This window comes from Rubneribacter sp., from assembly GCF_965361815.1.
Genome location: NZ_CBDTNW010000072.1, coordinates 1 through 5,799, shown reverse-complemented (window position 1 = coordinate 5,799; position 5,799 = coordinate 1). Strand labels below are relative to the sequence as shown.

The 5,799-nt window shown below is 61.8% G+C and carries 4 protein-coding genes; 2 read left to right on the top strand and 2 right to left on the bottom strand.

The window, feature by feature from the left end; all coding sequences use genetic code 11:
• Nucleotides 1-280: 280 nt before the first annotated feature.
• Together ACWKY3_RS05520 and ACWKY3_RS05515 are read right to left on the bottom strand one after the other, a co-directional pair.
• Complete coding sequence (locus ACWKY3_RS05520; protein ID WP_449315424.1) at nt 281-919, bottom strand: 4Fe-4S dicluster domain-containing protein; 639 nt, start codon at nt 917-919, stop codon at nt 281-283.
• A complete protein-coding gene (locus tag ACWKY3_RS05515; protein ID WP_449315423.1) occupies nt 916-3,597 on the bottom strand; it encodes a molybdopterin-dependent oxidoreductase in 2,682 nt (893 codons plus the stop codon). The genes ACWKY3_RS05520 and ACWKY3_RS05515 overlap by 4 nt, the downstream gene beginning before the upstream one ends.
• Before the next feature lie 398 nt (nt 3,598-3,995).
• Between ACWKY3_RS05515 and ACWKY3_RS05510 the strand changes: the two genes are divergently transcribed.
• Together ACWKY3_RS05510 and ACWKY3_RS05505 are read left to right on the top strand one after the other, a co-directional pair.
• Nucleotides 3,996-5,147, top strand: coding sequence for an ATP-binding protein (locus tag ACWKY3_RS05510; RefSeq protein WP_449315422.1), 1,152 nt, complete (start codon nt 3,996-3,998; stop codon nt 5,145-5,147).
• 102 nt (nt 5,148-5,249) lie between these two features.
• Nucleotides 5,250-5,799, top strand: a 550-nt coding sequence (locus ACWKY3_RS05505) for a restriction endonuclease subunit S (RefSeq protein ID WP_449315421.1), incomplete at its 3' end; no start/stop codon positions are given.

Here is a 5,799-nt window from a genome sequence, read left to right as displayed (position 1 = left end):
ACGGGGATAACGTCACCACTCTGCTGTCACTGTGCTGCTGTCACTCCTGCTGTCACTCTGCTGTCGCTCCTGCTGTCACTCTGCTGTCACTCTGCTGTCGCTCCTGCTGTCACTCTGCTGTCACTCTTGTCCGCTGCCACCTGGTGACGTTATCCCGGTGACGTTATCCCCGTCCTGCTGTCACTCCGCTGTCACGTGTGGTGACGTTATCCCCGTCCCGCTGTCACGCCGCTGTCACGCCGCTGTCACGCTGCCGCTGTCACGCTGCTGTCACGGTGCGTCACTCTCGCTGGGGCCTCTTTCCGTTCGCCCCATGGCCGATCTCTGCCGGGTTCATGAGCGCACCGCCCCGTCCGGAGGACCGGTGCGGATTGAACACCACGTTCGGACCCGTCTCGTTCGTCAGCTCACCCAGCGCGTCAACTTCGCCGTGCGCCGCGCGCAAATCCTCGATGGGGCCGAACTCGATGGCGCGCACCGGACACGCCTTGACGCACGTCGGGTCGGGCACGCCTCCCTCGGCGAGATCGGCGCACATGACGCACTTGTGCGAGAGTCCATCGGCCATTCGCGCCGGATGGCCATAAGGGCAGGCCGCTTCGCAGGACATGCAGCCAACGCACGCACCCTTGTCGTTGTCCACAATGCCCGTCTCCGGATCCTTCCGCATGGCGTCCGTAGGACACGCCTCCACACAAGAGGGGCTCTCGCACTGTCCGCAGGTCACAGACACGTAGTAGCAGAAGACCGTGTTGATAAACGCGCCGTCGGCGTCCGTTTCCCACGCGCCGCCGCCAAACTCGAACACCGTGCGGAACTTCTGTGGAACCTCCAGATCGTTGCGGTCGAAGCACGAGGTCATGCACGCCTTGCAACCTATGCAGATGTCCGTGTTCACATAGAATCCGTATTGGGTCATGACTCGCCCCCTTTACGCCTTGCGTCTCGTGCCGTTCGCCCCGCGCCCTGCACCTTCTCGATCCTGCAGAGGTTGGAGTGCACGCCGTTGCCCTTCGAAATGGCCGTGGGCCGCTGCGAAGTCAGCACCGAGATGCATCCTCCCAGATCAAGGTTGTCCACACTGCCCAGTTTGCCAACGTCGCGGCTCTCGGGGCTGTACCACGCGCCCTGCGGAATGGACACTACGCCGGGCATAATGCGCTCGGTCACCTTGGCCGCGATCTTCACGCGGCCACGCTTGGTGGACACAATCACCTCGTCGCCGTTCTCCACACCCAAGCCGGCGGCATCCCGCGCGTTGATCCAGCACTGCTGCGGCGCCACGGACTCAAGCCAGTCCACGTTGCCGTACGAGGAATGCGTGCGCGTTTTGGCGTGATGGCCGATCAGCTGGAAAGGGTAGCCCTTTCGTGTCTCCGCATCCCCGTATCCTTCGAAGCTTTCGTACCATACGGGACACGGGGTGATCTGGTCCAGGCCGTCCTCGGGCACAAAGCCGGCAGCCGTGAGGTCCCACTGCTTGGAGATGTTGTACGCCTGCTTGGAGAACACCTCGTACTTACCGGAGGGCGTGGGCAGCGCCTTGGGGGCGTGCACCTGGGGTTCGTGACAATCGGCTCGCTTGAACAGGCCCGTTTCCTTGAACTCCTCGAAGCTGTCCGGAAGGTCCTCGCCGGCGTTCTTGCCTTTTTCGTAGCACCAGCGCACCCAGTCCTCCTGGGATTTGCCCTCGGTGAATTCCTCGGCCACGCCCAGCTCCTCGGCCAGAAGCGAGCAGATCTCGTAGACGGGCTTGCACTCGAACAGCGGGTCGATGGCAGGGCTTTCGCACAGGACGAAGCCCGCCCACGCGGCGCCGCCCTGCACCACGTCCGTCTCCTCGAAGCTGGTGGTGCCCGGCAAAATGTAGTCGGAGACCATGGCCGTGGGCGTCAGGTACACATCGCAGGTGACCACGCAGCGCAGACCGGAGTCTTTCTCGTCAGGCAGGTTGTAGATGCGCAGGCAGTCGTTGATGTCGGCATGCTGGCCCATCATGACGTTGGAGCCGTAGTTCCAGATGAACTTGACGGGGGCTTTCAGGCTGATCTCGCCGGGAGTTTCGGCTAAAAGCAGGTTGCCCTCGTCGTCGTAGCGGCGAATGCCCCAGGTGGCGTCGTTCATGGATCGATAGTCCTCGATAGCGCGAAACCACCCGAAAAACGGGATGCAGGTTCTCACCGTGTTTTTCTCGGGGAAGCAGTCCAGCCCGGTCGGCACGTTGCAGGCCACGCCGCCCACAGCCTCGCGCGCGCCCGAGCCGCCGCCGGAGATGCCCACGTTGCCGGTGATGGCCGCGATCAGGCCGATGGCGCGCGCGGAGTTGCCGCCGTTGAAATGGCGTTGCGGACCCCAGCCCTGAATGGTGGCCGTGGGGCCGTTCACGTACAGCTCGGCCAGCGCGCGAATGGTGCCGGCCGGAACGCCGGTGATGGCTGCGGCCCACTCGGGGGTCTTTGGGCCCGAACCCTCGTAGGCGCCGGTGCCGTTGAGGTATGCCTCGTAAGACAGGTCCTCCTCAACCGCCAGCGCACCCTCCTTGTCGAAGCCGAAGAACACGTTGCTCGCAGGCTCGCCCTGCTTCACGTCTTCCAGGAAGGTGTCGGAGTAGAAGCCGATGAACCGCTCGCGGATAAACGCCTCGTCAAGCATGCCGTTGGCGTGGAGGTACTGCACCATGCCGGCCACGAGCGCCGCGTCCGTGCCGGGACGGATGGGCACCCACGTGGTGGCCGCGCCCACGACGGTGTCGGACAGATGCGGATCCACCACCACGATGTTGACCTTGGGGTTTCGCAGGCGCACCTGCGTAACGAGGTGCATCATGCCCGAGCCGGACATGCGGGTGTTGGCCGGATTGTTGCCGAACAGCACGATGTTTTTGGAGTTCACGAGGTCGGCAGCCTCATTGTTGGCGTGGGCGTCGCCGTTGAGCAGCGGAAGCTCCCGGCTGATCTGACTTGCGGAGTACGTGCCGTAATGGCGCAGATAGCCGCCCCAGCAGTTCATCATGCGGGCGAACACGGTGCCATCGGGCGGCCACGACTTTGCCACGACGCCGTCCATCCGGCCGGTGCCGTACTGAAGGTAGAAGGCGTCGTTGCCGTACTCCTCCTTGATGCCCTTCATGATGCCGGCGATCTCGCGGATGGCGACCTCCCACGATATCTCCTCGTAAACGCCCTGGCCGCGCTTGGTGCCCGCCACGCGCCGCAGCGGTTTTCGGAGACGCGTCTCGTTGTGGACGAGGCGGCGGGCCGTCCGGCCGCGCACGCAAGGACGCAGCTGGAAAACGCGGCCGGGGCCGAAGCCGTCCGACCCCTCGTCGTCGCCCTCCACGCGCACGATGACGCCGTCTTTCACATACAGCTTGAGCGGGCAGCGGTTTCCGCAGTTCGCATGGCAGGCGTTCCACACCACCTTGTCGGAGGAGAACGGCTTGGCGCCGACGGCCCTGACTTGCCCCTCCTTGGCATAGGCGTCATCGGCCCGCTTCGACGCACCGCCGCCCGGCGCAGCTTTGGCGCCCAAGGCGCCCTGTGCCGAAACCGAGCGACAGCCAACGCCTATGGACGGGTTTTCCCTGGTAGCGGGCACGCCTTCTCCTTTCTTCCTCATCTGCGCGCCCGACCCTGCGCGCTGGCGCGACGGATCGGGCAGATGCGGCGGCCCCCCGGCGGGGCAATCGGCCCCTTGGCCCTCGGCGGCACGGGAAACCTCCAAGCCGCATCGCACACGATTCTAGATTTTAAGGGCTTGCCCGAAAAACCTCCCCCGCCCGCCTGAATCTTTCATATCGAATTCTCATCAAAATATTGCGAGGCAAAAGCGAGGCGAGGAGGGATGAAGGGGGCGAAGAGTGGGGGATGAGGAAGCGAAGAAGTTCGAAGGCTTGGAAACCCTCGTATGCACAGCCCGAAATCACCCGTGTCCCAAGCGCTCAAACAGTTCCGCACCTTTAGCGCGCGTTCGCTTTTTAAAAAGAATCAAGGAGTTTGAAAGAAATCAAGCGTAGGATGGGCGCATCATTGCGAAGCGAGGTTGCCATGCCCTACGAAGAAAACCCTTTTACTCCGACATTCGGGGAAGTTCCTGCCTATATGGCGGGCCGTGCGCAGCTCATAGGCGACATGATAACCGCGTTCGAGCGCAGCGGAAGAAGCCCCGACCTCTCCACGGTCATCTCCGGTGCGCGAGGTACTGGCAAGACGGCCCTGCTTTCCCTGATAGCTGAAGAAGCTCGCAAGCGAGGGTGGATTGCCGTGGGCGTTACAGCCCTTCCGGGTATGTTGGAGGATGTAGAGGAGCGAACGCTTGAAGCCGCAGAACACCTTGTCGCTCCCGACGTGGAAAGCCGTATCACCGGCATCGGAATAGCCCAAATTGTCAATGCGGAATGGGAGCACTCGGACCGAGCGCGCGGCAATTGGCGCACCCGCATGAACCGTATCCTCGATGCACTAGCCGAAACCGACACGGGACTGCTTATCGCCGTTGACGAGGTGCAGCCCGATCTTGACGAGATGATTCAGCTCGCAGCCGTGTACCAGCACTTCGTTCGTGAGGGACGCAAGGTGGCCCTCCTCATGGCCGGCCTGCCGCACAGCATATCCACCCTACTCCAGGACAAAACGGTGTCGTTTTTGCGCCGATCCGTCAGCCATCATTTGGGACGCGTGGACAATTGCGAAATAGAAGACGCCTTCGCCAAAACTGTTCGCTCGGGAGGACGGACTATTCAGAAAAAGGCGCTCAACAAAGCCGTGAGGGCGATAAACGGATTCCCATTCATGATGCAATTGGTTGGCTATCGGTCGTGGGAGCAGGACCCGCTCGCGCCCAAGGTGACCGTCGAGCACGTGGAACTCGGCATATCCATTGCCGAAAAAGAACTGAAAGCGCGCGTGCTTGATTCCACCTACCGCAGCCTGTCGGACGGTGACATCAGGTTTCTGCGCGCCATGCTCGCCGATGAGGGCGAAAGCCGCATGGCCGATATCGTCGCACGGATGGGCGTGTCGGCATCCTACGCGGGCCAATACCGAAACAGGCTCCTCGCCCACGGCGCAATCGGCGAGCGAAGGCGCGGCGTGGTGGCTTTCGAGCTGCCAGCGTTTCGGGATTACTTGATTGAGCAGGAGCTGTGAGAACCTGGTAGTGCCGGACGACTCGTCAAACGGTCGGAAAAACATCCAAGGTAGCTAAAAGCAGCGTGCTACGCTTCCGATGGCTCCCGCTATGAGAAGCGCGTGGACGCGAAGGGGCGCGAGAGCGAGCCCGTGTGCATAGATGGAGAGATTCCGTTCGAGGTGCCAGACGGGTGGGAGTGGGCGAGGCTCGGGTGTCTTTTATTCAATCGCGATGCGGAGCGCGTCCCGCTGTCGGTCGCTATGCGTGAACGTCTTGAAAAGAAATACGACTATTATGGTGCATCTGGCGTGATAGATGCTGTTGACGGATATCTATTCGATAAGCCCCTACTGCTTATCGGGGAAGATGGAGCAAACCTTGTTAATCGTTCCACGCCGATTGCTTTCATCGCGCGAGGCAAATACTGGGTAAACAATCATGCACACGTGCTGGATAGCGTAGAGGAAACGCTTCTTGTATATGCCGCTCTTTTCGTCAACGCAATATCACTCGCGCCTTATATCACCGGTACAGCGCAGCCCAAGATGAATCAAGAGCGTATGAATTCTATTCTTGTTGCTGTCCCGCCCCTCGCCGAGCAGCGCCGCATCGTCGCCAAAGTCGAAGAGCTCATGCCTCTGGTGGGCGAGTACGGCAAGCTGGAAAGCG

Coding starts and splice junctions, on each gene's coding strand:
- ACWKY3_RS05520 (WP_449315424.1), bottom strand. CDS start 919: ATGACCCAATACGGATTCTATGTGAACACGGACATCTGCATAGGTTGC.